At 53.9% G+C, this 25727-nt stretch carries 22 protein-coding genes; 13 read left to right on the top strand and 9 right to left on the bottom strand.

Translation table 11 applies throughout. From position 1 onward, the window contains the following. Nucleotides 1-864, bottom strand: a complete 864-nt coding sequence (yieE, locus tag CKO_RS02730) for a DNA-binding transcriptional regulator YeiE (protein WP_012131605.1) — start codon at nt 862-864, stop codon at nt 1-3. Nucleotides 865-983: 119 nt separating this feature from the next. On the opposite strand from yieE, the gene CKO_RS02725 reads away from it, so the two are divergent. The 3 genes from CKO_RS02725 (at nt 984) to CKO_RS02715 (ending at nt 4103) form a co-directional block, all read left to right on the top strand. Next, entirely contained in the window at nt 984-2033 is a 1050-nt protein-coding gene (locus CKO_RS02725) for a YeiH family protein (protein WP_012131604.1), read from the top strand. Between the two features lie 115 nt (nt 2034-2148). Then, a complete protein-coding gene (gene nfo / locus CKO_RS02720; protein ID WP_012131603.1) occupies nt 2149-3006 on the top strand; it encodes a deoxyribonuclease IV in 858 nt (285 codons plus the stop codon). Between the two features lie 2 nt (nt 3007-3008). After that, nucleotides 3009-4103, top strand: coding sequence for a sugar kinase (locus CKO_RS02715; protein WP_024130172.1), 1095 nt, complete (start codon nt 3009-3011; stop codon nt 4101-4103). A gap of 205 nt (nt 4104-4308) precedes the next feature. Here CKO_RS02715 and CKO_RS02710 read toward each other — a convergent pair whose 3' ends face one another. The 6 genes from CKO_RS02710 to fruB all read right to left on the bottom strand — a co-directional run bounded on the left by CKO_RS02710 (nt 4309) and on the right by fruB (nt 11645). Continuing rightward, complete coding sequence (locus tag CKO_RS02710; RefSeq protein WP_012131597.1) at nt 4309-5559, bottom strand: NupC/NupG family nucleoside CNT transporter; 1251 nt, start codon at nt 5557-5559, stop codon at nt 4309-4311. Nucleotides 5560-5645: 86 nt separating this feature from the next. Further along, nucleotides 5646-6581 carry a pseudouridine-5'-phosphate glycosidase gene (locus tag CKO_RS02705; protein WP_012131595.1) on the bottom strand — a complete coding sequence of 312 codons (936 nt, stop codon included), beginning with the start codon at nt 6579-6581 and terminating at the stop codon, nt 5646-5648. Further along, the gene (locus CKO_RS02700; protein WP_012131594.1) at nt 6569-7510 is read right to left on the bottom strand and encodes a pseudouridine kinase; all 942 of its coding nucleotides are present in this window, start codon (nt 7508-7510) and stop codon (nt 6569-6571) included. The genes CKO_RS02705 and CKO_RS02700 overlap by 13 nt, the downstream gene beginning before the upstream one ends. Nucleotides 7511-7868: 358 nt before the next feature. Next, entirely contained in the window at nt 7869-9560 is a 1692-nt protein-coding gene (gene fruA, locus CKO_RS02695; RefSeq protein WP_012131593.1) for a PTS fructose transporter subunit IIBC, read from the bottom strand. A gap of 16 nt (nt 9561-9576) precedes the next feature. Then, nucleotides 9577-10515, bottom strand: a complete 939-nt coding sequence (gene fruK / locus CKO_RS02690; protein WP_012131592.1) for a 1-phosphofructokinase — start codon at nt 10513-10515, stop codon at nt 9577-9579. Further along, on the bottom strand, nt 10515-11645 hold the full coding sequence (fruB, locus tag CKO_RS02685; RefSeq protein ID WP_024130171.1) for a fused PTS fructose transporter subunit IIA/HPr protein: 1131 nt from the start codon (nt 11643-11645) through the stop codon (nt 10515-10517). Before fruB ends, fruK begins: the two co-directional genes overlap by 1 nt. A 369-nt stretch (nt 11646-12014) precedes the next feature. Between fruB and setB the strand changes: the two genes are divergently transcribed. Then, on the top strand, nt 12015-13196 hold the full coding sequence (gene setB, locus CKO_RS02680; protein WP_012131590.1) for a sugar efflux transporter SetB: 1182 nt from the start codon (nt 12015-12017) through the stop codon (nt 13194-13196). On the opposite strand, the gene CKO_RS02675 is transcribed toward setB, so the two are convergent. Next, nucleotides 13193-13447 carry a YkgJ family cysteine cluster protein gene (locus tag CKO_RS02675; protein ID WP_024130170.1) on the bottom strand — a complete coding sequence of 85 codons (255 nt, stop codon included), beginning with the start codon at nt 13445-13447 and terminating at the stop codon, nt 13193-13195. The genes setB and CKO_RS02675 overlap by 4 nt on opposite strands. 152 nt (nt 13448-13599) lie before the next feature. Between CKO_RS02675 and yeiP the strand changes: the two genes are divergently transcribed. Further along, a complete protein-coding gene (yeiP, locus tag CKO_RS02670; RefSeq protein ID WP_012131588.1) occupies nt 13600-14172 on the top strand; it encodes an elongation factor P-like protein YeiP in 573 nt (190 codons plus the stop codon). 67 nt (nt 14173-14239) lie between these two features. On the opposite strand, the gene uxuA is transcribed toward yeiP, so the two are convergent. Continuing rightward, the gene (gene uxuA, locus CKO_RS02665) at nt 14240-15430 is read right to left on the bottom strand and encodes a mannonate dehydratase (protein ID WP_012131587.1); all 1191 of its coding nucleotides are present in this window, start codon (nt 15428-15430) and stop codon (nt 14240-14242) included. Nucleotides 15431-15634: 204 nt separating this feature from the next. Here uxuA and CKO_RS02660 point away from each other — a divergent pair, with 204 nt between their 5' ends. The 8 genes from CKO_RS02660 (at nt 15635) to CKO_RS02625 (ending at nt 25727) form a co-directional block, all read left to right on the top strand. Then, nucleotides 15635-17101 carry a mannitol dehydrogenase family protein gene (locus CKO_RS02660; RefSeq protein WP_012131586.1) on the top strand — a complete coding sequence of 489 codons (1467 nt, stop codon included), beginning with the start codon at nt 15635-15637 and terminating at the stop codon, nt 17099-17101. A 119-nt stretch (nt 17102-17220) separates the two neighbouring features. Further along, nucleotides 17221-18207, top strand: a complete 987-nt coding sequence (locus CKO_RS02655; RefSeq protein WP_012131585.1) for a CobW family GTP-binding protein — start codon at nt 17221-17223, stop codon at nt 18205-18207. 28 nt (nt 18208-18235) lie between these two features. Then, nucleotides 18236-18955, top strand: a complete 720-nt coding sequence (locus tag CKO_RS02650) for a phosphatase PAP2 family protein (RefSeq protein ID WP_012131584.1) — start codon at nt 18236-18238, stop codon at nt 18953-18955. A gap of 413 nt (nt 18956-19368) precedes the next feature. Then, nucleotides 19369-19938 carry a bifunctional murein DD-endopeptidase/murein LD-carboxypeptidase gene (gene mepS / locus CKO_RS02645; RefSeq protein WP_012131581.1) on the top strand — a complete coding sequence of 190 codons (570 nt, stop codon included), beginning with the start codon at nt 19369-19371 and terminating at the stop codon, nt 19936-19938. 188 nt (nt 19939-20126) lie between these two features. Continuing rightward, nucleotides 20127-21683 carry a cyclic di-GMP phosphodiesterase gene (locus CKO_RS02640; protein WP_012131580.1) on the top strand — a complete coding sequence of 519 codons (1557 nt, stop codon included), beginning with the start codon at nt 20127-20129 and terminating at the stop codon, nt 21681-21683. A 109-nt stretch (nt 21684-21792) separates the two neighbouring features. Further along, nucleotides 21793-23607, top strand: coding sequence for an extracellular solute-binding protein (locus CKO_RS02635; RefSeq protein WP_012131579.1), 1815 nt, complete (start codon nt 21793-21795; stop codon nt 23605-23607). Then, on the top strand, nt 23608-24702 hold the full coding sequence (locus CKO_RS02630; RefSeq protein ID WP_012131578.1) for a microcin C ABC transporter permease YejB: 1095 nt from the start codon (nt 23608-23610) through the stop codon (nt 24700-24702). Then, on the top strand, nt 24702-25727 hold the full coding sequence (locus CKO_RS02625) for an ABC transporter permease (protein WP_012131577.1): 1026 nt from the start codon (nt 24702-24704) through the stop codon (nt 25725-25727). Before CKO_RS02630 ends, CKO_RS02625 begins: the two co-directional genes overlap by 1 nt.

Here is a 25727-nt window from a genome sequence, read left to right as displayed (position 1 = left end):
TTATTCGCAGTAGCGCAAAAAACGCTGTAAGGCATTGGAAAGGTGTTTCTGGCGATGGTGGATTCGCCACAGGGTTCGCACCAGGCGCGGCAAAGGCACCGCGATTTCACTCAACGTTCCCGCCTGAAGCTGTTCCTCAATAACCCGCCGCGACAGGCAACTGATGCCCAGACCATGACGCACGGCGTGTTTGATCGCTTCGGAGTTACCCAGCTCCATCGCCATTTCGAATTTTGGCAAGTGCGAAAGCAACAGGTAGTCGACAATCTCACGCGTACCGGAACCGCGCTCGCGCAGTATCCAGGGCGCGGCGGCAAGTTGTTCAAGCGTTACCGGCCCTTGCGCCAACGGCGAAGACGGTGCGGCAAACACCACCAGCTCATCGTCCAGCCACGGCTCAGAAATAATCTCAGTATTGTGGCACGGGCCTTCAATCAGGCCGATATCCACCCGAAAATCGAGCACCGCCGTAATGACATCCTGGCTGTTGCCCACGCTAAGTTCCAGCGGCAGATCGGGAAAGTCCTTCCTGTAACGGGCAATTACCGCAGGCAGGATGTAATTACCAATGGTGCTACTGGCATAAACGCGGATTGCGCCATTGTCTTCCCGAAACAGTTGCTCAATTTCGACAGCCTGCTCCAGCAGCGCCAGCGCGCGCGGATACAGCAAGCGCCCGTGTTCATTGACCACCAGCCGTTTTCCGACGCGGTCAAATAGCTGTACGCCAAGCTGACCTTCCAGATCGGTCAATGCCGCGCTTACGGCCGACTGCGACAGCGACAGCATGACAGATGCCTGGGTCGTCGAGCCGCTTTTTAGCACCTCAGTAAAAACTTCTAGTTGTCGTAGCGTGATATGCATTGTTGTTTTCCACTGGCAGGCTGTCGCTTACCACTTATAAAGATTAATTATAAATATATAATCAATTTTATTTTTAAACCAGTTCGCCATAACATTTTACCCATATAGAGGAGAAGGTTATGACAGAACTCACCTTACAGAATCACCATCGTACAGTGTGGCATTTTATACCGGGGCTTGCCCTGAGCGCAGTTATCACAGGAGCTGCCCTGTGGGGTGGATCTATTCCTGCCGTCGCGGGAGCCGGGTTCAGCGCCCTCACCTTAGCCATCTTACTGGGAATGGTCATTGGCAATACGGTGTATCCGCAAATCTGGAAAAGCTGTGACGGCGGCGTGCTGTTCGCTAAACAACATCTATTACGCCTGGGGATCATTCTCTACGGTTTTCGCCTCACCTTCTCACAGATTGCAGACGTGGGCGTCAGCGGGATTGTGATTGATGTACTGACGCTCTCCAGCACTTTTTTACTCGCCTGTTTCCTCGGGCAGAAAGTGTTTGGTCTGGACAAGCACACCAGTTGGCTGATTGGCGCCGGAAGCAGCATTTGCGGAGCGGCGGCAGTGCTGGCAACGGAGCCCGTCGTTAAAGCGGAGGCCAGCAAAGTTACGGTGGCCGTCGCGACGGTGGTGATTTTCGGTACGCTGGCAATCTTCCTCTACCCGGCAATGTATCCGCTGCTGGCGCACTGGTTCAGCCCGGAAACCTACGGCATCTATATTGGTTCGACTATGCATGAAGTAGCCCAGGTCGTTGCCGCCGGGCACGCCATTAACCCGGACGCGGAAAACGCCGCGGTGATTGCCAAAATGCTACGCGTAATGATGCTGGCGCCGTTTCTGATTCTGCTGGCCGCCCGCGTGAAACAACTTTCTCCGGCGACGGGCGCGGAGAAAAGCAAAATCACCATCCCGTGGTTTGCGGTGCTGTTCATCGTAGTGGCAATCGTTAACTCGTTCCATCTGCTGCCGCAGGCGGTGGTAAACATGTTGATTACGCTGGATACGGTTCTGCTGGCGATGGCAATGGCCGCGCTGGGTCTTACAACGCACGTCAGCGCGCTGAAGAAAGCCGGGGCGAAACCGTTACTGATGGCGCTGGTGCTGTTTGTCTGGCTGATTGTTGGCGGCGGCGTGATTAACGTACTGATTCACCATCTTATCGCATAAAGCACTACATTTTGCCCCTGTTAACCCGCTATCATTGGAGAGTATTTTTTTCGAATACACGACATTATTCAAACCTGAAGAATAATGTGTATAGCGGGTTTAACAGGAGTCTTCCATGAAATATATCGGAGCGCATGTCAGCGCCGCTGGCGGGTTAGCCAACGCTGCAATTCGCGCCGCAGAAATTGACGCAACCGCATTTGCGCTGTTCACGAAAAATCAGCGTCAATGGCGCGCCGCGCCGCTCACTGCCCAAATCATTGATGACTTTAAGGCCGCCTGCGAGAAATACCACTATTCGCCTGCGCAGATCCTTCCCCACGACAGCTATCTGATCAACCTCGGGCACCCTGTCAGCGAAGCGCTGGAAAAATCGCGCGATGCGTTTATTGATGAAATGCAGCGTTGTGAGCAACTGGGGCTATCGCTGCTCAATTTCCACCCGGGTAGCCATTTACAGCAAATCCCGGAAGAGGAATGTCTGGCGCGAATTGCAGAGTCGATCAACATTGCCCTTGAGAAAACCCAAGGGGTCACGGCAGTCATTGAAAACACTGCGGGTCAGGGGAGCAATCTGGGATTCAGGTTTGAGCATCTCGCCGCCATCATCGACGGCGTGGACGATAAGTCCCGCGTGGGCGTCTGTATTGATACCTGTCACGCGTTCGCGGCCGGTTACGATCTGCGTACCACCGACGAATGTGAAAAAACATTCGCCGATTTTGAGCGTGTTGTGGGCTTTACATACCTGCGCGGCATGCACCTGAACGACGCGAAAAGCGCCTTTGGCAGCCGCGTTGACCGTCACCACAGTTTGGGCGAAGGCAACATTGGTCATGATGCATTTCGCTGGATCATGCAGGACGATCGTTTTGACGGTATTCCGCTGATTCTGGAAACCATCAACCCGGATATCTGGGCAGAAGAGATTGCCTGGCTGAAAGCGCAGCAAACGGCAAAGGTGGTTGCGTAATGATGAACGACAGGGAAAAGCAGATCCTCAAGATCCTGCGCCGCAATCCGCTCATTCAGCAAAATGAAATCGCTGATATTTTGCAGATCAGTCGCTCACGCGTGGCGGCCCATATTATGGACCTGATGCGTAAAGGGATGATCAAAGGCAAAGGCTATATCCTCACCGAGCAGGAGTATTGCGTGGTGGTCGGGGCGATCAATATGGATATTCGCGGCGTGGCGGATATCCATTATCCGCAGGCGGCTTCCAACCCTGGCAGCATTCACTGTTCTGCTGGCGGCGTGGGGCGCAATATTGCGCATAATCTGGCGCTGCTGGGTCGCGATGTGCATTTGCTCTCTGCGGTCGGTAGCGATTTTTATGGTGAAACGCTGCTGGAGCAGACTCGTCAGGCTGGCGTGAACATCTCCAGCTGTATCCGCCTGCATGGGCATAACACTTCAACCTATCTGTCCATCGCCAACCAGCAGGAAGAGACGGTGCTGGCGATTAACGACACCCACATTCTGCAACAGCTGACGCCGCAGTTGCTGAATAGCTCGCGGGATCTTATTCGTCACGCTGGCGTGGTGCTGGCGGACTGCAACCTGACGCCGGAAGCCATCGAATGGGTCTTTACCATTGCGGATGAAATCCCGGTCTTTATTGATACCGTTTCAGAGTTCAAAGCGGAAAAAATCAGGACCTGGTATTCACGCATTCATACGTTAAAACCCACGCAAAAAGAGCTGGAGATTCTGTGGGGAAAAGCGGTGCGTTCCGACGCCGACCGTGTACAGGCCGTCAATGACCTGCATCAGCAAGGCGTACAGCGAATCTTCGTTTGCCTGGAAGATGAAGCGGTCTTTTGTAGCGAGAAAAATGGCGAGCAGTTTTTACTCACCCCGCCGTCTCACACCCGCGTGGACAGCTTCGGCGCGGATGATGGCTTCATGGCCGGGTTGCTCTACAGCTTTCTGGAGGGAAGTGATTTTCGCGATAGCGCGAATTTCGCGATGGCCTGCGCGGCGTTATCGCGCGCCAGCATCAGTATTAACAACCCCACCCTCTCCGCCGATAACGCGCTTTATCTGCTGAAAACAACCCTGGCATAATGCCTGATGGCGCTGCGCTTATCAGGCCTACGGAGTGCGTCACTGTGGGTCGGATATGCCTGATGGCGCTGCGCTTATCAGGCCTACGGAGTGCGTTACTGTGGGTCGGATATGCCTGATGGCGCTGCGCTTATCAGGCCTACGAGGTGCGTTACTGTAGGCCGGATAAGGCGAAGCCGCCATCCGGCAAAATCGTCCACTACAACTATGCCAGCCCGATAAAGAACCCCGCGATAGTGGCGCTCATCAGGTTAGAGAGCGTTGCCGCCGCCAGCGCACGCATTCCAAGCTGGGCGATTTCCGGCGCACGCTGCGGCGCAATCGCAGAAAACGCGCCCACCACCACACCAATCGAACCAAAGTTGGCAAAGCCACACAACGCGAAAGAGATGATCGCTATCGTCTTCACATCCAGCGTACCGGCAGCTTGCAGATACGGTGAGAAGTTGAGATAAGCGACAAACTCGTTAATCGCCAGTTTTTGCCCAATCAGGCTACCGGCAAGCGTCGCATCACTCCAGTCCACGCCCATAATCCAGGCCAGCGGCGCTAAAACCCAGCCGAAGATCCCTTCTAGCGTGGCGTGACCAAAGCCGAACCAGCCGCCAACGCCGCCGATGATGCCGTTAATCAGCGCGATAATGGCAACAAACGCCATCACCACCGTCGCCACACCAGCGGCGATTTTCAGCCCGGTCATCGCGCCGCTGGCCGCCGCTTCAATGATGCTTTTTGGCGGCGTTTCGGTAAACGACAGATTTTCAAACGTCACTTTAGACTCTTCCGTCGCCGGGCTCAGCATACGGGCAAACAGAATGCCGCCAGGGATCGCCATTAAGGACGCCGCCAGCAGATAATCAATCGGCACCCCCATTCCGGCATAGCCGATCATCATCGAACCGGCGATTGAGGCCATGCCGCTACAAATAGCGGTAAACAGCTCATTACGATTTAGACGGTCGATAAACGGCTTAACAATCGCCGGGATCTCGTTTTGCCCGAGAAAAATGGTAGTAACCGCAACAAACGACTCGATCTTGCTGATGTTCAGCGCTTTCTGGAAAATACCGCCGAGGATACGGATCAGCAGTCCCATCACGCCAATGTAGTAAAGCAAGCTGATCAGCGCAGTCACAAAGATGATGGCCGGCAACACGCGAAAGGCAAAGATAAACCCAGCGCCGTCAAACAGCACATCCATTTTTGGCCCTACTAATGAGCCAAAGATAAATGCGCTACCCGCGTCGCTGTAGGACATCACCTTGTGGACACCGAGCGCGGCCTGCTCCACCAGCCATTTCCCCGGCGGGAAATAAAGCATGATCCCACCGATGGCGATTTGCAGCACCAGCGCCGCGCCAACGGTACGCAGGCTGATACGTTTTTTATTCACTGACAGCAGAAATGCGATTGCCAGTAGTACCAGCATACCCACAACACTTCTCATTATATCCATAATGATTTTCCCTTCATGCCAGGAAACCCGGCGTGAAAGCCAGGTTTTGATATCGCGGGCGACCGCTCTCTGCCCGTGCGTTTTTATCAGGCGAGGCGTTGATATTCCTTCGCTATTTCACAGGCCAGTACAGCGTTGTTGAACACCAGTTGGATATTGGATTTCAGGCTATCGCCACCGGTCAGTTCCGCCACGCGCGCCAACAAGAATGGCGTGCTTTCTTTCCCCACGACGCCCTGCTCTTCCGCTTCTTTCACGGCCTGATCGATCGCCGCGTTGATTTTCTCTTCCGCCATCGCAAACTGTTCCGGGATCGGGTTTGCCACAACCAGACCACCGTTCAGGCCGGTTTGCCATTTCACCGCCATTGCGCGGGCGATGTCTTGCGCGCTGTCCAGGCGGATACTGACGTCAAACGGACTGGTACGGCAGAAAAATGCCGGTAATGCCTGGGTCTGATAGCCAATTAACGGCACGCCAAAAGTCTCTAAATATTCGGTGGTTAATCCCAGGTCGAGAATTGATTTCGCCCCTGCACAAACCACCGTGACATTGGTATGCGCCAGCTCCTGCAAGTCAGCAGAAATATCAAACGTATGTTCTGCGCCACGATGTACGCCACCGATACCGCCGGTTGCAAATACTTTAATTCCGGCCAGTGCGGCAATAATCATGGTGGATGCGACCGTCGTTGCACCATTTTTTCCAGCGGCAACCACAAACGGTAAGTCACGACGACTGACTTTTGTAACGTTATGTCCTTCACGACCTAATAATTCAATTTCTTCTTTATTCAGGCCCACTTTCATTACACCGCCAATAATGGCAATGGTTGCGGGCACGGCGCCATGCTTACGAATGGTTTCTTCAACTTCAATTGCCGTTTGCGCATTTTGCGGAAAAGGCATGCCGTGGGAAATAATGGTTGATTCCAGCGCAACAATGGGTTTCTTACTCTTTAATGCGTCCTGTACTTCTGGCGAAATTTGTAATAATTCAGAGGAAAGAGTTAATTCAGACATTCTGTGTTCTCCACTAACGATGTAACATTCGCGACAGATAAATCAGGGTTATTGGTATATTCACAGGCAAGCGCCATTGATGAACAACCCTGTGCAAATCGAACCGAATCTATAAAGGGCAAGCCGTCCATCCAGCAGGCGGCGAGTCCCGCCATCATGGCGTCGCCAGCGCCGGTCACATTGACGACGTTGGTTTTAATGGGGAGCGACCAGCCGTTTTCGCCGTTGATATCGCTGTAATAAACGCCGTCACCACCCATACTAAGCACCAGACGGTTCAGGCCATGTTCATGAAACCATGCCGCAACGCTCCCGACATCTTCCCGCCCGGAGAGGGGAATGCCGCTGAGGGTTTCAGCTTCAAGCCGGTTGGGTTTCAGCGTGTGAATTTTGCCAAGTCGCTCGCGAATTTTGACACACTTCCAGGCAGAAACCGGATCAACAAATACCGGCACATCGCCTGCATTTTCCAGCACCCAGTTCAGTGCCTCTTCGCTGATATTACAATCGGCGACAATCACTTTTGCCCCACGAATAAAATCAGCATGCTGTGATAAAAATTCAGCCGAAATAAAGTCGGTAATGCTCATGTCATTTATGGCGACCAGCATTTCTCCGGTATTGTCGAGCAGGGATAAGTAACTTGACGTATTTTCTCCCGGCACAATCAGACATTTATCAACATGCACACCGGATTGATTCGTTTGCGCCATTAATGACTGCCCATAGAAATCACTCCCGACTGCCGTCAGTAGCCATGAGTTTTTTCCCAGCAGAGCCAGATTATGCGCAATATTGCGCCCCACGCCGCCGGGGGTAAATTTTATTTTTCCCGGATTGGAGTCCGCATAATTTAAAGAAGCATGCGAATACCCGGCAACATCCATATTGGCTGAGCCAATCGTCACTATGTATTCCGTTTCACGCATAGAACGTCCTCTGGCATTAAGCTGCCATAACAATGAGTTCGTTAAGAATAACCACCGCCACAATCGATATTATTAGAGCACATGTTCATATTAAAACATGTGTTCATGATATGCGTGTTTTTGATAAAGTAAATCCATCCGCAAGCCCTAAAGCGAATAGATATGAACAGAGTCACAATTTTTTATAGATACAGTTTGCAAGGGAGGAAAAAGTTGCGAGCCAGGACACAAAATAGAGGGGATAAAAAAGGCAGAGAAATGCCGGATGGCGACGCTAATGCGTTTTATCCGGCCTACAGGATCGGTATCCGTAGGCCGGATAAGGCGCTCACGCCGCCATCCGGCACAAGGTTTTACATTATGCCGCTTTCGCGATAACTTCAGCTTCCGGGCGTTTCAGGAACGCATAGGCCAGACCGGCAACCAGCGTACCCGCAACAATCGCCAGCAGATAGCCCAGCACCGGTGTAATCGCGCCAGGAATCAGCAGCACAAACAGACCGCCGTGCGGCGCCATCAGTTTCGCGCCAACCCACATTGAGATTGCGCCTGTCAGCGCGCCGCCGACGATACAGCATGGCAGGACACGCATCGGGTCGCGCGCCGCAAACGGGATCGCGCCTTCGGTAATGAAGCACAGCCCCAGCACCAGCGCGGCTTTGCCCCCTTCCTGCTGCGCCTTGTCGAACTTACGACGCGCAACCAGAGTTGCCAGCCCAAGAGCCAGCGGAGGAACCATGCCTGCCGCCATAATGGCCGCCATCGGCGCATAGGTCTGGGTACTCAGCAGACCAACACCGAACGCATACGCCGCTTTGTTAACCGGGCCGCCCATATCAGTACACATCATACCGCCGAGGATCGCGCCCAGCAGTACCGCATTCGCCGTCCCCATCGTTTGCAGCCAGTGAGTCAGCCCTTCTAGAATGCCGGCAACCGGTTTACCGATAAGGTAAATCATCGCCAGACCAACAATCAGACTGGAAATCAGTGGAATGATCAGGATCGGTTTCAGCGCTTCCATACTCTGCGGAAGTTTTAGTTTAGTGCTGATAAGTTTCGCGACATAACCGGCCAGGAAGCCCGCGATAATACCGCCGATAAAGCCAGATCCGGTGCTCACCGCCAGCATACCGCCGATAAGACCCGGCGTCAGGCCTGGACGATCCGCAATGGAAAACGCGATATATCCCGCCAGCACTGGCACCATTAGCGCGAAGGCGGAACCGCCGCCGATCTGCATCAGTGCCGCAGCCAGCGTACCTTCTTCTTTAAACGCCTCAATACCAAACGCAAAGGAGAGCGCGATACACAACCCACCCGCAACCACCATTGGCAGCATGTAGGAAACGCCCGTCAGCAGATGGCGATATGCGCCAGCGCTCTCTTTTTTCCCTTCTGTCGCGGCGGCCTGCGCTTTGCCCGTAGGCGCATACGGCGTCGCTTCCGCTACGGCTTTGTCCAGTTCCTGCGCGGTTTTCTTCAGCGCCAGGCCGGTTGATGTACGGTACATCGGTTTTCCGGCAAACTTCGCCAGATCCACTTCGATGTCAGCCGCCACGATCACCAAATCCGCTTCCGCAACCTCTTCCGGCGTGATGGCATTGCCTGCGCCCACGGAGCCACGGGTTTCGACCTTCACCCACCAGCCACGTTTTTTCGCTTCGGTTTCAATCGCCTCAGCCGCCATAAAGGTATGCGCGACGCCTGTCGGACACGCCGTCACCGCCACGACGCGTTTCGGGCCGCTGGCCGCTGCCGGGGCGGCAACCGCTGTCGGCGCGCTGTATGGCGTCGCGTGTCCTTTCGCTTCATTGAGGAACAGTTCCGGGTGCGCCACGGCACGGGCAATATCGCCCAGCCAGACTTTTTTACCGTTCAGCGCGCTGTCGTTCGGCACAGCGTCAGCCAACACAATGGCCAACTCTGCGTCATTCGGATTGTCGATAATTTCCAGATTTGCTTTATGTGCCGCCGCGCCGAGCAGGGTCTTCGCCATGTAAGCGCGAGCCTGGCCGAGATTGGCGTCAATAATCAGCAGCGTTTTCATTATGCCTCTCCTGCTGTCAGTTAAACGGTTTTAAGTCGACGCGCGCCATCATTGCGGCCAACTGAGGACGATCGGTAATGCCCACATTGCTCTGGCTTACCGCAAGCGCGGCAACGGCTGTCGCCAGACGCAACGTATGTTCACTGGATTCACGCATCAGCAGGCCGTAAATCAGACCGCCAACCATAGAATCCCCTGCACCTACGGTACTCACCACATCAACGGACGGTGGCTTCGCGATCCATTCGCCGGATGCGTTCACCCACAGCGCCCCTTCCGCACCGAGAGAGATCACCACATGCGCAATACCTTGCTCACGCAGGGCGTGCGCCGCGTCGATCACATCTTTCATTTCCGGCAGCTTACGGCCTGCCCAGATTTCTAATTCACGACGGTTCGGTTTCACCAGCCACGGCGCCGCTTTCAGACCCGCCACCAACGCTTCACGACTACTATCAAAGATAATGCATGGGCACTGGCTACGCAGACGCGTCATCCAGTCGGTAAACGCTTCCGGGCTGACGCCTGTCGGCAAGCTGCCGCTGACGCAGACCATATCGAACTGACCCAGCCAGCTCAGCGAATCGTTCACAAAACGTTCCCAGTCAGCCGGAGTCACGTCAAAACCGGAGAAGTTAAAGTCGGTCACTTCACCGTCTTTTTCCGTCAGCTTAACGTTGATGCGGGTACGCCCCTGCACCACCTGAAAACGGTTGGCAATGCCCAGCTCGCTGAACAACTGCTGGAAACCGTCCTGGTTGTCTTTACCCAGGAAACCGCCAACCGTGACATCAATACCTAAATCTTTCAGAACCCTGGCAACGTTGATGCCTTTACCCGCCGCATGCAGACCCGTGGTTTTCACCAGGTTCACTTCGCCGCGTTCAATCTCCGGGCAGAAACCGACCAGGTCGTATGCCGGATTAAGGGTGATAGTAGCAACACGTCTGCTCATTACGCGCCCTCCCCAAGACCAGCGGCAATGGCGTCGCCAATCGCTTTCAGCGCCTGTTCAGCATCTTCGCCCTGCGCCGTAAAGCGCAGGCGATGGCCTTTCTTCACGCCCAACGCCACCACTTTCATCAAACTACGTCCATTTGCCGGTTTTCCGGTTCCATCAAGGTTTGCCACGGTAATTTCGCTATTAAATTGTTTAATGGTATTCACCAGCATGGTGCCCGGACGAGCGTGTAAGCCATGCTCATTGCGCACGACAAATTCGGCGCTCAGCACGTCGTCAGTCAATGCTTCATCACTGGTCAGCAGCGCCAGCACGGTGGCGGCATCCGCTTTCAGCAAACGGTCAGCTTTATTGTTCAGCAGCAGATCGCCAAGGCGCTTCAGCACGGCGACGGGCTGATCGTCATTCATCGCGACAGTCACCAGCAGCGCAGCCGCTTCGCCCTCTACGTCAAACGCCGTAGCCGCACGGCTCACAGCGATAGCGCTGCGCAGGTTGCCGTCCGCGCTGTCGTTCAGCCAGATGCCCTGGCCGAGATTCATCGGCTGTTCATTGATGGTTCTGGCGACAAACGCGGCATCCACAGCACCTGCTTCTTTCAGGCGCGCGGCGTTCAGCGCCTGTAGCGTCACCAGATCGCTGGCCACCACATCCAGCGTCAGGGTGTCGTTATCCAGCTTCAACTGTTCGCTCTGCTTTTCACCCATCAGCAACGCGCGCAGTTCTTCTGCCGTCGTGGCGGATTTCAGCTGTTCAGCCACAGAGTCATCGCTTAATACGTGCGTCAGCTGACGCAGCAACCCGAGATGCTCATCGGAGCTGGCGGCAATACCAATCGCCACATAGGCCACTTGCCCTTCGCCCCAGGTTACGCCCTGCGGAAACTGGAACACCTGCACGCCAGTTTTCAGCACCTGATCGCGCGTGTCGGTCGTTCCGTGCGGAATGGCGATACCGTTGCCAAGGAAAGTGGATGTCTGTTGCTCACGCGCCAGCATGCCGTCGACGTAGCCGTCTGCGACGTTGCCCGCCTGCACTAACGCAGCGGCAACCTGACGAATGGCCTCTTCTTTGTTTCCGGCCTGTTCGCCCGGATGAATGTCCTGAACCGATAACTGGAACATAGTTCTCCCCTCCTGCTGAACTTGAAACGATTCAGCTAACATGAGAAAAAAGGCGCTAATCTGACTTGTAACCAAAAACAAAATAGCGCTGAAACGTTTCAAGAAGTCTTGCGCTTTCTGCTTCAGCACGCAAGTAAAGTCGTAAAATTGATGACAGAATTTAGAGATAAAGCACACTTTTCATTCAGGAAGGTAATAAATGCTGAAATGAATTGCCCGTAAAACGATCTGTTTCAGCACCGTCAGCATCTTCCCCTCATAGACTGAAATGCTATTTTGATTTTTTGTGGCGATTTTGATTTGGGCACCTGTTTATTTCCTGACGAGCAGCGTAAACTCCGCGTCTCTTCACACCACTGATACAGAAACATGCATAACACCCCCGTTGCCGCCACACCAAAAACGTTTGATTTGACGTCTTCGGCATTCCTGTTCGTCGCGTTTCTGACGGGTATCGCCGGTGCGTTACAGACGCCGACGCTCAGTCTTTTTCTGACGGATGAGGTACACGCTCGTCCGGGCATGGTTGGCTTCTTTTTTACTGGCAGCGCCGTTATCGGCATTCTGGTGAGCCAGTTTCTGGCCGGGCGCTCCGACAAAAAAGGCGATCGCAAAAGCCTGATCGTTTTTTGCTGTGTGCTGGGCATGTTGGCCTGCGTGCTGTTTGCCTGGAACCGCAACTATTTTATTTTGCTGTTCGTCGGCGTTTTCCTGAGTAGTTTTGGTTCGACCGCGAACCCGCAAATGTTCGCCCTTGCCCGCGAACATGCCGATCGCACCGGTCGCGAAGCCGTGATGTTCAGCTCGATATTGCGCGCCCAGGTTTCGCTGGCGTGGGTGATCGGGCCGCCGCTGGCCTATGCGCTGGCGATGGGGTTCAGCTTTACCGTGATGTACCTGAGCGCGGCGGCGGCGTTTGTCGTCTGTGGCGTAATGGTCTGGTTGTTTTTACCGTCAATGCGTAAAGATGCGCCGCTTGCTGCCGGAACCCTTGAAGCGCCGCGCCGTAATCGCCGCGATACGCTGCTGCTTTTTGTTATCTGCACATTAATGTGGGGAACCAACAGCCTCTATATCATTAATATGCCGCTGTTTATCATTAACGAACTGCATCTGCCGGAAAAACTTGCCGGCGTCATGATGGGGACTGCCGCCGGGCTGGAAATTCCCACCATGTTGATTGCAGGTTATTTTGCTAAACGGCTGGGAAAACGCCTGCTGATGCGGATCGCCATCGTGGCGGGGTTTTGTTTTTACGCGGGTATGCTGCTGGCGCACTCGCCTGTCGTTCTGCTCGGCTTGCAGTTGCTGAACGCAATTTACATCGGCATTCTCGGCGGCATCGGGATGCTCTATTTTCAGGATCTGATGCCCGGCCAGGCGGGTTCAGCAACCACGCTGTATACCAATACCATCCGCGTAGGCTGGATTATCGCCGGATCGCTGGCGGGGATTGCGGCGGAAATCTGGAATTACCACGCCGTATTCTGGTTTGCGCTGGTGATGGCTCTCGCGACGATGGTTTGTCTGGCACGCATTAAAGACGTTTAAGGCGCTGTGAGCGTTTCCAGTTCAATGAGGTAGATCATTGCCTGCGCCCTTGTCTGACCGCACATATCGGCGCTGGGTTGCAGGCCTGCGCAGACCTTTGGACGCAGCGGCGAACCGAAGATCTTACAGCGTTGATGTTCATCAAGCTGGACGCACGGCGTGTTTGCGGGTTTACCGTCAGGCATACCCGGAATGGGACTGGAGATTGAAGGCGCGGTGCAACATGCTCCGCAATCCGGGCGGCATTCCATACAGTATTCTCTATTCGTAAGCCACCGGACTGGAAGTGGGCGAACAGTATACACAAAATCATCCGGGATATGTGAATTCCACTTGCCTGAATCGCCCGGCGCGAGTAGTTTGACGCGATATTTTAGACATTCTCTACAACAGGATTTTTTCGATGCCAAGAGCGAACGAAATTAAAAAAGGTATGGTACTGAACTACAACGGCAAACTGCTGATTGTAAAAGATATTGATATTCAGTCACCGACCGCCCGCGGTGCCGCGACGCTGTACAAAATGCGTTTTTCCGACGTCCGTACGGGTCTGAAAGTCGAAGAGCGTTTCAAAGGCGACGACATCGTTGATACCGTCACCCTGAGCCGCCGTGGCGTCGATTTCTCTTATATCGACGGCAACGAATATGTGTTCATGGATAAAGAAGACTATACCCCGTATACCTTCACCAAAGATCAGATTGAAGAAGAGCTGCTGTTTATTCCTGAAGGCGGAATGCCGGATATGCAGGTGCTGACCTGGGACGGTCAGTTGCTGGCGCTCGAACTGCCGCAGACGGTTGATCTGGAAATCGTGGAAACCGCACCGGGCATTAAAGGCGCGTCAGCCAGCGCCCGCAACAAACCCGCAACGCTGAGCACCGGTCTGGTGATTCAGGTGCCGGAATACCTGAGCGCCGGTGAAAAAATCCGTATTCACATTGAAGAACGCCGCTACATGGGCCGCGCGGACTAAGCGCCCGTCGCCGACGCACCAACAAAAAAGGACAGCCAGGGCTGTCCTTTTTTATGACCAACAAGTGTTACAGCAAATCGCGGAACTGGGTCTTTTTCAGCGCCAGTTCAACGCCTCGAATTTCCGCCAGCCCTTTCAGACGACCAATAGCGGAGTAGCCGGGGTTGGTTTTCTTATGCAGATCGTCAAGCATCTGATGACCGTGATCCGGGCGCATTGGGATCGGACGCAGATCGCCTGCCAGCTTACGACGCTGTTCTTCCGTAAGAATTGCGGTAATCACCGCGACCATATCGACATCCCCTTGCAAATGCGCGCCTTCGTGGAAGGTTTTCGGGTTATCTTCACGGCAGGTTGAGCGTAAATGGGTAAAGTGAATGCGGTCGCCAAACGTCTCGATCATTTTCACCAGGTCGTTATCCGCGCGTACGCCGTACGAACCGGTACACATGGTGAACCCGTTGTTAATGCTGTCTACGGTTTCTTTCAGCCACTGCATATCTTCAATGGTAGAAACGATGCGCGGCAGGCCGAGGATGGGGCGCGGCGGATCGTCAGGATGCACCGCCAGGCGCACGCCGACTTCTTCTGCCACCGGCACAATCGCACGCAGGAATACCGCCATATTTTCGCGTAAATCCTCTTTGCTGATACCGTTATATTCCGCCAGACGCGCACGGAACTGATCCAGCGTATAACCCTCTTCAGCGCCAGGCAGCCCGGCGATAATATTCCGGGTCAGTTTTTCGATATCCGCAGCGCTCATGGCGTTGAAGTAGTCCAGCGCCTGGCGCTGCTCTTCTTCGCTGTAGTCCGCTTGCGCGCCGTCACGCTTCAGGATGTGCAGTTCGAAAGCCGCAAAGGCAATCTGATCGAAACGCAGCGCTCTGGAACCATCGGGCAACGGATATTCAAGGTCGGTACGCGTCCAGTCGAGAATCGGCATAAAGTTGTAGCACACGGTATCAATACCGCAGGCGGCCAGATTACGGATGCTTTGCTGATAATTTGCAATCCAGGTCTGGTACTGCCCGGAGCGTGTTTTAATCTCTTCATGCACCGGAATACTTTCGACAACAGACCAGGTCAGCCCTTTCTCAGCCAGAATGGCCTGGCGCTTTTTAATCTCTTCAACCGGCCACACATCACCGTTCGGAATGTGGTGCAATGCCGTCACAACCCCCGTTGCGCCAGCCTGACGCACATCATCAAGCGATACCGGATCGTTAGGCCCGTACCAACGCCAGGTTTGTTCCATTGCTTCACCTCACAAGTTGTTATACCAAATTAGTTTACCTGAGTGATGACTACCATACAGGTATCGCGTAAATGGTCAACGCAGGGCGCATGATTGATTGATCCAGCTCACAATCCCCGGATAAATGCGGCATACCAATTCAATTTGGTGTCATATAACTTTACACTACCATTGTTAATTAATGGTTAATCAGGTGTGTTCTTAATGAAGACTATTGCCTCTGCCCCACTCCCGAAAGGCGTACAGACGCCCCGCTACGATCGACAACAACTACAAACCCGGATTGTGCACTTCGGTTTTGGCGCGTTTCACCGCGCCCATCAGGCATTATTGACCGACAGAGTGCTGAATGCGCAAGGCGGAGACTGGGGGATCTGCGAGATCAGCCTGTTCAGCGGCGATCGCCTGATGAGCCAGCTTCGCGAGCAGAATCACTTGTACACCGTGCTGGAAAAAGGCGCGAACGGCAATCAGGCGATTATCGTCGGCGCGGTCAAGGAGTGCCTGAACGCAAAGCTGGATTCGCTTGCCGCTATTATCGAAAAGTTCTGCGAGCCGCAGGTGGCGATAGTGTCACTCACTATCACCGAAAAAGGATATTGCATCGATCCGGCAACCGGTTCGCTCGACGTGTCAAACCCGCGCATTATTCACGATATGCAACACCCCACGGAGCCGCACTCGGCGCCGGGGATTCTTGTGGAGGCTCTGCATCGTCGGCGTGAGCGCGGGTTGTCGCCTTTCACGGTTCTCTCCTGCGATAACATCCCGGATAACGGCCATGTGGTTAAAAACGCCGTTCTGGGCATGGCGGAAAAACGCGCGGCGGAGCTGGCGGCGTGGATTCAGCAGCACGTCAGCTTCCCGGGAACGATGGTAGACAGAATCGTGCCTGCCGCCACAGAGGAGTCGCTGGACGAAATTACCCGCGAGCTGGGCGTCGCCGATCCCTGCGCCATCAGTTGTGAACCGTTTATACAGTGGGTCATTGAAGATAACTTTGTGGCAGGCCGCCCGCAGTGGGAAGTCGCTGGCGTGCAGATGGTTGATGACGTGCTGCCCTGGGAGCAAATGAAACTACGCATGCTCAACGGCAGCCATTCGTTCCTTGCGTATCTCGGCTATCTGGCCGGATTCCAGCACATCAGCGATTGTATGCAGGACAGCGCGTTTCGCGAGGCCGCTTACCGCCTGATGATGAATGAACAGGCGCCGACATTGCGCATCACCAACGTCGATTTATCCCGCTATGCCGCCAGCCTGATTGAACGCTTCGCCAATCCGGCGCTGAAGCACCGGACCTGGCAAATCGCGATGGACGGCAGCCAGAAATTACCGCAGCGGATGCTGGAAGGCATTCGCGAACATCTGGCGCGTGGGAGTGACTGGCCGCTGCTGGCGCTGGGCGTCGCAGGCTGGATGCGCTACGTCAGCGGCGTGGACGACGCTGGTGCAACGATTGATATTCGGGATCCGCTCAGCGAAAAAATTCGCCTGCTTGTTGAAAGCAGCAGTGACGCGGAGCGGGTTAGCGCGCTGCTGTCGTTGCAGGAGGTTTTCGGCACGGATCTCGTGAAAAATCCCCTGTTTGTGCAGGCCATTGAGCAAGCCTGGCGGCGCATTGCGCAACATGGCGCGCATCAGGCGGTCATTGATACGTTAAAAAATTAACAATTTATGTCTTTCCAGCGGATGAAAAAATTCTTCGTCCGCTCTGCCCTTCTCTTTTTCGTTTTTTTTCGCCAGGATTAGCACGAGCCGTTACGGCATATCATTATTCTGGAGCAGACGTGACCAAAACCAACCTCATTACCGGCTTTCTCGGCAGTGGAAAAACAACCTCTATCCTTCATCTGTTAGCCAACAAAGATCCTGCGGAAAAATGGGCCGTGCTGGTCAACGAATTTGGCGAAGTGGGCATTGACGGCGCGCTGCTTGCGGACAGCGGCGCATTGCTGAAAGAGATCCCCGGTGGTTGCATGTGTTGCGTGAACGGATTACCAATGCAGGTGGGGCTAAATACCCTGCTGCGCCAGGGCAAGCCGGATCGCTTGCTGATCGAACCGACAGGACTTGGCCATCCGAAACAGATTCTCGATTTGTTAACCGCGCCGGTTTACGAGCCGTGGATCGACCTGCGCGCCACGCTGTGCATCCTTGATCCGCGTTTACTGCTGGATGAAAAGAGCGTCGCCAACGAAAACTTCCGCGACCAGCTGGCTGCCGCCGATGTCATCGTCGCGAATAAAACCGATCGCGCTACGCCGGAAAGCGAAAGCGCCCTGCAAACCTGGTGGCAACAGTACGGCGACAATCGTCAACTGGTTCATGCCGACCACGGGCAAATCAACGGACAGCTGCTGGATTTACCGCGCCAGAACCTGGCAGAACTGCCCGCCAGCGCCGCCCACACGCACCAGCATGCCGAAAGAAAAGGGCTCGCCGCGCTTAGCCTGCCGGCGCAACAGCGCTGGCGTCGCAGCCTGAACAGCGGCCAGGGGCATCAGGCCTGCGGCTGGATTTTTGATGCGGATACCGTGTTCGACACCATCGGCCTGCTCGAATGGGCGCGCCTCGCGCCGGTTGGACGAGTGAAAGGCGTTATGCGCATTAAGGAGGGTCTGGTGCGTATTAATCGTCAGGGCGACGATCTTCATATTGAGACCCAAAACGTCGCGCCGCCGGACAGCCGCATCGAACTCATCTCAGACCGTGAAACAGACTGGAACACATTACAGACCGCATTGTTGAAGCTTCGTTTAGCCGAGGACGCGTAAGGTTGCCTCCGTTTTACTGAATGGCGAGATGATAATGAAAACCCGGTATCCCCTCATACTGCTGATTAACGCTGCGGGTCTGGCGTTGTTTTTGTCGTGGTATATTCCAGTCAATCACGGATTCTGGTCTCCTCTCGACGCAAACATTTTCCACTTCTTTAACCAGAAGCTGATTGAAAGCCGCGCATTTCTCTGGCTGGTGGCGATCACCAATAATCGGGCGTTTGATGGTTGCGCGCTGCTGGCGATGGGCTGCCTGATGCTGAGTTTCTGGTTAAAAGAGACCCCGGCGGGCCGTCGGCGTATTATCATCATCGGCCTGGTGATGCTTTTATCTGCGGTTGTGGTGAATCAGTTAGGTCAGGCGTTTATTCCGGTCAAACGCGCCAGCCCTACGCTGACGCTTGAAAATATTCACCGCGTCAGCGATCTCCTGCATATTCCCACCAAGGATGCGTCAAAAGACAGTTTCCCTGGCGATCACGGAATGATGCTGCTTATTTTTTCCGCATTTATGCTGCGTTATTTCGGAAAAGTCGCAGGTTTCATCGCCCTTATTATATTTGTGGTTTTTGCCTTTCCGCGCGTAATGATCGGCGCCCACTGGTTCACGGATATTGCGGTCGGTTCGCTGACAACGGTGCTGATTGGATTGCCCTGGCTGTTAATGACATCGTTCAGCGATCGCGTGATACGGTTTTTCGATAATTATCTGCCCGGTAAAAACAAACAAAATTTAAACAAATAAATCACATCAATTAACATCGCCATCAGAGAGCGTTCTCACTCCTGATGGCGATCGTCGATTATTTCCCGCCCCGCCGTCATCTTCCTGTCATCTTCTTCCCGTTGAAAATGAACGCATTGCCTGTTATTCGCCTCATTTGCGTTTAATTTAGCCAATGCCACTAATTCACTTTCAGTATCATAATTTCTTATAAAAAATCCCGCCAAACTGCTCGCAATGGCAGCAACGATCGGGTAATCTTGAACTCGTTTTGCCTCGCTGGATAATTATTCTCTTTGCGAATAAATTTGTGCGTTCCGCCACAGATTTGACCTTAAAGAATTGTCTCATTGTGCGCAGGTAATTAGTCTCGTCACGTTTGGCATTTTTATAACGATATTTGTCGTTAAGGACTTCAAGGGAAAACAAACAACATGGTCAGGTCTCAACCGATTTTGAGATATATCCTGCGGGGAATTCCCGCGATTGCAGTGGCGGTTCTGCTTTCTGCATGTAGCACTACAAATACCGCAAAGAACGTGCATTCTGAGACGCATGCTGTGGGCAATGGAGATAACTCTTCACTGCAAGCCTCTCAGGATGAATTTGAAAATATGGTGCGTAACCTCGATGTTAAATCGCGGATTATGGATCAGTATGCTGACTGGAAAGGCGTGCGTTACCGCCTTGGCGGCAGCACCAAAAAAGGTGTCGATTGTTCCAGCTTTGTACAGCGTACATTCCGTGAACAATTTGGTTTAGAACTGCCTCGCTCAACCTATGAGCAGCAGGAAATGGGCAAATCCGTTTCGCGCAATAACCTGCGCACGGGCGATCTGGTTCTGTTCCGCGCCGGTTCGACGGGCCGTCATGTAGGCATCTACATCGGCAACAACCAGTTTGTTCATGCGTCTACCAGTAGCGGCGTTATTATTTCCAGCATGAACGAGCCTTACTGGAAAAAACGTTACAACGAAGGGCGTCGGGTTCTGAGCCGCAGTTAATTTTTCGTCTGACCGCTATCCCTTGGCAATCCTGACGAGACACATAAAAAGCACTGCTTCGGCGGTGCTTTTTTTGCGTTCTATCGCATCCCTGTAGAAAAGTATGACGATGCAGTTTAATCCAGGTTATAGTCTTTTAAATCAAGCATTTTAATCGCATTCGGTTACCTCAGGTAGAACCAGTAACTATGTTCACACGCGCCTCCTCGTCCTCGCGAAAAATCCTGCTCACCTGCATTCTCACAGGGGTCATCGTCGCGTTACTTATCAGTAGCCTGCAATTTTTAATGTCATGGCATAAACGTGAAGTCAAATACGACACGCTGATATCCGACGTACAACATTATCTGGTGAGCTACTTCGCCGACCTTAAAGCCACGACGGATGTGTTACAGCCCCTGACGCTTAATGACTGCCAGCAAGTCTCTTCCGAGCTGACCTCCCGCGCCGCTTTTAGCCTGAATGTGCGCGCCTTTTTGCTCGTCAAAGACAAAATCGCCTTCTGCTCGTCGGCGACCGGGCCGATGGACACGCCGCTTACCGACCTGGTATCCAATATCGACATCCGCAAAGAGATTGATATGGCGATACTTCCCGGCACGCCGATGATGCCGGATAAACCGGCGATGGCGATTTGGTATCGCAACCCGTTATTAAAAGAGAGCGGCGTATTTACCTCACTGAATATCAACCTGACGCCCTACCTTATTTACACCGCCCGACAGGAAGATTTTGATGGCATCGCATTAATTATTGGCGATACCGTGCTCTCGACGTTTTCTTCGCATTTAATGACCGTGAAAGAGCTGTCGGGCACGCCTTCGCGCCAGGCGACAATAAAAGGGCTGCCGCTGAAGATACAGTTATACGCCGACAGCTGGACCTATAACGACGTGGGCTATGCCCTGCTGCTGGGCAGTATGAGCGGTATCATCGCCGCCCTGCTCTGCTACTACATCAGCTCTATCCGCCTGAAGCCGGGGCGAGAGATCCTGGTGGCTATCAAGCGCGAACAATTTTATGTGGTCTATCAACCGGTCGTTGATACCCAAACGCTCAGGGTCACGGGTCTGGAAGTGCTGTTACGCTGGCGTCACCCTACGGCAGGCGAAATCCCGCCTGACGCGTTTATTCATTACGCAGAAGCCCAGCAGCTTATTGTGCCGCTCACCCAGCATCTGTTTAAACTCGTGGCGCGCGACGCCCCCGCGTTGCAGAAGGTACTGCCTGTCGGGGCAAAGTTTGGCATCAATATCGCGCCTGACCACCTGCACAGCAACAGCTTTAAAGAGGACATCCGTCTCCTGGCGGAATCCTTACCGCCGCATCATTTTCAGATCGTACTGGAAATTACCGAACGCGATATGCTCAATCAGCATGAAGCGGCTAAATTATTTGAGTGGCTGCACTGCGCTGGATTCGAAATCGCAATTGATGATTTTGGCACCGGCCATAGCGCCCTCATCTATCTGGAACGCTTTACGCTGGACTACCTGAAAATCGACCGGGGCTTTATTAATGCGATTGGTACGGAAACCGTGACCTCTCCAGTTCTGGATGCGGTTTTGATGCTCTCTAAGCGCCTGCATATGCTGACCGTTGCGGAAGGAGTGGAAACCCCGGAGCAGGCCCGATGGCTACGCGATCATGGCGTCAACTTCCTCCAGGGGTACTGGATTAGCCGCCCTTTAGCGCTTGAGGACTTCGTTCACTGGATGAATACCCGGCCCGCGCCAAAATGGTGACGGCACTCTTCTGCCCGAATGGATTCACAACAGAGGCTGCGTCACTTATTATTCAGGATTGACGCTTGCCTGACGGTGGCAGGTGATAAGAAAAGGAAACCATTTTCCGATGATTGCTCGCGTAATGCTTCTGTTTGTCGCCCTGGCCAGCTTTGGCGTACAGGCTCAGGCCATCAAAGAAAGTTACGCCTTTTCCGTGCTTGGCGAACCCAAATACGCCTTCAATTTTAATCATTTCGATTATGTCAATCCGGCGGCGCCAAAAGGGGGGCGGATAACGCTTTCCGCGACCGGGACATTCGATAATTTCAACCGCTATTCCATGCGCGGTAATCCTGGCGCACGTACCGAGCAGCTTTACGACACGCTTTTTACCACCTCTGACGATGAACCCGGCAGCTACTACCCGCTCATTGCCGACAACGCGCGATATGCGGAGGATTACTCCTGGGTGGAAGTGACCATCAACCCACGCGCCCGTTTTCATGATGGTTCGCCCATCACTGCCCGCGACGTCGCCTTCACCTTCCATAAATTTATGACCGAGGGCGTGCCGCAGTTTCGTCTGGTGTACAAAGGCACGACCGTCAAAGCCATCGCTCCGCTTACCGTCCGCATTGAATTAGCCAAACCCGGTAAAGAGGATATGCTCAGCCTGTTTTCTTTACCGGTCATGCCGGAAAAATTCTGGAAGGATCATAAGCTCAGCGACCCGCTCTCTAAGCCTCCTCTTGCCAGCGGCCCGTACCGCATAACCCAGTGGAAAATGGGCCAGTACATTGTCTATTCCCGGATAAAAAACTATTGGGCTGCTAACCTGCCGGTAAACCGGGGGCGCTGGAACTTTGATACTATCCGCTACGACTACTACCTTGATGACAACGTCGCGTTTGAAGCCTTTAAGGCCGGGGCGTTTGATCTGCGTCTGGAGAATGACGCGAAAAACTGGGCGACGCGCTACACCGGTAAAAACTTCGATAACCATTACATCGTTAAAGACGAACAGAAAAATGAATCCGCACAGGATACGCGCTGGCTGGCCTTTAATATTCAGCGTCCGGTATTTAACGATCGTCGCGTGCGTGAAGCGATAACCCTGGCATTTGATTTCGAATGGATGAACAAAGCATTGTTTTATAATGCCTGGAGCCGGGCAAACAGCTATTTCCAGAATACCGAGTATGCCGCCAGAAACTACCCCAGTGCAGACGAACTGGTCTTACTCGCGCCCATGAAAAAGGATCTGCCGCCGGAGGTCTTTACCCGGATTTATCAGCCGCCAGTCTCAAACGGCGATGGCTACGATCGGGAAAACCTGCTGAAGGCCGATAAATTACTCACAGAGGCGGGATGGGTACTGAAAGGCCAGCGACGCATTAACAGCGCGACCGGCAAAACGCTGAGCTTTGAACTGCTGCTTCCGGCAGGCGGCAACAGCCAGTGGGTTCTTCCCTTCCAGCATAATTTGCAGCGTCTTGGCATCACGATGAACATCCGCCAGGTTGATAACTCGCAAATCACCAACCGCATGCGCAGTCGCGACTACGACATGATGCCGCGACTGTGGCGCGCCATGCCGTGGCCCAGCTCCGATCTACAAATATCCTGGGCGTCTGAATACATTGACTCCAGCTATAACGCGCCAGGCGTGCAAAGCTCGGTCATTGATAAACTGATTGCCCAAATCATTGCCGCCCAAGGCGATAAAACGAAGCTGGTTCCCCTCGGGCGGGCGCTGGATCGGGTATTGACCTGGAATTACTACATGCTGCCAATGTGGTATATGGCGGAAGACAGGCTCGCCTGGTGGGATAAATTTTCCCATCCGGCCATCCGGCCGATCTACACCATTGGGCTGGATACCTGGTGGTATGACGTCAACAAAGCGGCAAAACTTCCCGCCGCCAGACGACAGGGAGAATAAATGGGCGCCTACCTGATTCGACGTCTGTTACTGGTGATCCCGACGCTGTGGGCCATCATTACAATCAACTTTTTTATTGTCCAGATCGCACCGGGCGGCCCGGTTGACCAGGCGATCGCGGCCATTGAATTCGGCCAGTCTGGCGCCCTGCCCGGCGCCGGTAGCGAAGGCGTTCGCGCCAGCCACGCCCAGACCGGCGTAGGGAATATTAGCGACAGCCACTATCGCGGCGGACGTGGGTTAGATCCCGAGGTGATCGCGGAGATCACGCATCGCTACGGCTTTGATAAGCCTGTTCATGAGCGCTACTTTAAAATGCTCTGGGACTATGTTCGTTTCGATTTCGGCGACAGCCTGTTTCGCAGCGCATCCGTACTGACGTTAATCAAAGACAGTCTGCCCGTGTCCATTACGCTCGGATTGTGGAGTACGCTCATCATTTATCTGGTGTCGATCCCGCTGGGCATCCGCAAAGCGGTATATAACGGCAGCCGTTTCGACATCTGGAGCAGCGCTTTTATCATCGTTGGCTACGCTATCCCCGCCTTCCTGTTCGCCATCTTATTGATCGTTTTCTTTGCTGGCGGTAGCTATTACGACCTCTTCCCGCTGCGCGGCCTGGTATCCGCCAATTTTGATTCCCTGCCCTGGTATCAGAAAATTACCGACTACCTCTGGCATATCACGTTACCGGTACTGGCGACGGTGATCGGCGGGTTCGCCGCGCTGACCATGTTGACCAAAAACTCTTTTCTGGATGAAGTCCGCAAACAGTACGTTGTCACCGCGCGCGCAAAAGGGGTGAGCGAAAAAAACATTCTGTGGAAGCACGTTTTCCGCAACGCCATGCTGCTGGTGATCGCCGGTTTTCCGGCCACCTTTATCAGCATGTTTTTCACCGGTTCGCTGCTCATTGAAGTGATGTTTTCCTTAAACGGGCTGGGGTTGCTGGGCTACGAAGCGACCGTGTCACGCGACTACCCGGTAATGTTTGGCACGTTATACATTTTCACCCTGATCGGCTTGCTGCTGAATATCCTGAGCGATATCAGCTATACGCTGGTTGATCCACGCATTGATTTTGAGGGACGCTGATGCCGCGATTAAGCCCTGCAAACCAGGCCCGCTGGGCGCGTTTTCGTCATAATCGCCGGGGGTACTGGTCACTGTGGATTTTCCTGGTGCTGTTTGGCCTGAGTCTGTGCGCCGAACTGGTCGCCAACGATAAACCGCTGCTGGTACGCTATGAGGGAAGCTGGTACTTTCCGCTGGTCAAAAACTACAGCGAAAGCGATTTCGGCGGGCCGTTCGCAACGCAGGCGGATTATCAGGACCCCTGGCTGCAAAAGCAGCTTGAAAACCACGGATGGGTGCTGTGGGCGCCCGTGCGTTTTGGCGCCACCAGCATCAACTTTGCCACTGATAAACCCTTCCCCTCTCCGCCATCCACACAAAACTGGCTGGGAACCGACGCGAATGGCGGCGACGTGCTGGCGCGCATCCTCTACGGCACGCGAATCTCTATCCTGTTTGGTTTGATGCTTACCCTCTGTTCCAGCGTAATGGGCGTGCTGGCAGGCGCGTTGCAGGGGTATTACGGCGGAAAAATCGACCTGTGGGGGCAACGGTTCATCGAAGTGTGGTCAGGAATGCCGACGCTGTTTCTGATTATTCTGCTCTCAAGCGTAGTGCAACCCAATTTCTGGTGGCTGCTGGCTATTACCGTCCTGTTTGGCTGGATGAGCCTGGTCGGGGTGGTTCGCGCGGAATTCCTGCGCACGCGCAATTTCGACTACATCCGCGCCGCACAGGCGCTGGGCGTCAGCGATCGCAGCATTATCCTGCGTCACATGCTGCCCAACGCGATGGTCGCCACGCTGACCTTTTTACCGTTCATTTTGTGCAGCTCGATTACCACATTGACGTCGCTGGATTTTCTCGGATTTGGCCTGCCGCTCGGCTCCCCTTCCCTCGGCGAATTACTCCTGCAAGGTAAAAATAATTTGCAGGCGCCGTGGCTTGGGATCACCGCGTTCCTGTCCGTCGCGGTGTTATTGTCGCTGCTGATTTTTATTGGCGAAGCAGTACGCGACGCGTTTGATCCCAACAAGGCGGTATAA

The organism is Citrobacter koseri ATCC BAA-895 (assembly GCF_000018045.1).
In the GTDB taxonomy this organism is placed as follows: Bacteria; Pseudomonadota; Gammaproteobacteria; order Enterobacterales; family Enterobacteriaceae; genus Citrobacter_B; species Citrobacter_B koseri.
The sequence above is the reverse complement of the archived record's forward strand: the minus strand, read 5'-3'. Positions and strand labels throughout refer to the sequence as shown.